Origin of the sequence: Lancefieldella parvula DNF00906, from assembly GCF_000758945.1 — a bacterium.
Classification (GTDB): Bacteria; Actinomycetota; Coriobacteriia; order Coriobacteriales; family Atopobiaceae; genus Lancefieldella; species Lancefieldella parvula_C.
On record NZ_JRND01000043.1, the window covers coordinates 1 to 878 of the forward strand.

An 878-nucleotide genomic window follows, 5' to 3' on the forward strand; every position below is an offset into this window, starting at 1 on the left:
CCTCTTTGCCAGGGATGATGTGGAAGACAGAAGTAGATACTTACTCCAATAGCTTCTTGAAGCTCTGCTGCTCGAGCAAACTCAGATCCACGATCAAGCGTTATGGTTTTTACTACCTCACCTCTCAAAGCTTGCTGTATAGCTACATTGACATCGGCACTAGACCCTGATGCAGCTTTGCCACCAACAAGGTAGCCGCTCATACGGTCAACTTGTGTGACCAGGCGTGGACCTTTAGCTTTACCGATGACGGTATCTCTCCCCAGTCTCCAATACGTTGGCGATCTGCAACCTCTTTTGGTCTTTCGACAAGTTCATGAGTTATCCGTATTTTGCCTCTGCGCTCTATGAGGTGTTTTGTATGTCGTCGTTTACCTCGGTGTCTAAGTCTTCTTCGTACAGACTGTACACCTGGAAGTTCACAGTCTAGTTTTTCCCGAGTGTATGGCTCTATATATAGTGCTACAGCTGACAGGAGCGTAGGAAAGTTCTAAGTGTAGTCTGCCTGCAATCTGCTCAGGTGAGAAGTGGCGACTACAGATAAGAAAGACAATACGTGCACGAAGGCTTGGATCATCGAGTAGGGTGCGTTTCTTGCAAGCCTGACGTCGAACATCGGTCTTTCTCTGAGCGGTCGAGGCCCTATAGCAAAGATGCGCCACTCCAATGATTGTCCAACCGTTTCTTTTAATCTCCCGTGAAATACTTGATTTGTTTCGACCGAGCTTACGAGCAATCTGGCTTATACTTTCATGATTTTTCCACCAGACCATAATGTCTTCGCGCTCTTCAATGCTAAGATGGCTATAGTGACCCATGGAAATCCTTTCAATGAACGTTGTCGTAAGCGCCATTGTAGACCCATGGGTCACTACCTT

The 878-nt window shown here is 46.8% G+C and carries 1 protein-coding gene and 1 pseudogene; both read right to left on the minus strand.

Going from position 1 to position 878, the window contains the following annotated elements; all coding sequences use genetic code 11:
* A pseudogene (locus HMPREF1647_RS06875) lies at positions 1-203 on the minus strand (IS30 family transposase); the annotation flags it as partial.
* Positions 204-419: 216 nt separating this feature from the next.
* Positions 420-854, minus strand: a complete 435-nt coding sequence (locus HMPREF1647_RS07155; RefSeq protein ID WP_081933340.1) for a helix-turn-helix domain-containing protein — start codon at positions 852-854, stop codon at positions 420-422.
* Positions 855-878 lie beyond the last annotated feature (24 nt).

Coding starts and splice junctions, on each gene's coding strand:
- HMPREF1647_RS07155 (WP_081933340.1), bottom strand. CDS start 854: ATGGCGCTTACGACAACGTTCATTGAAAGGATTTCCATGGGTCACTAT.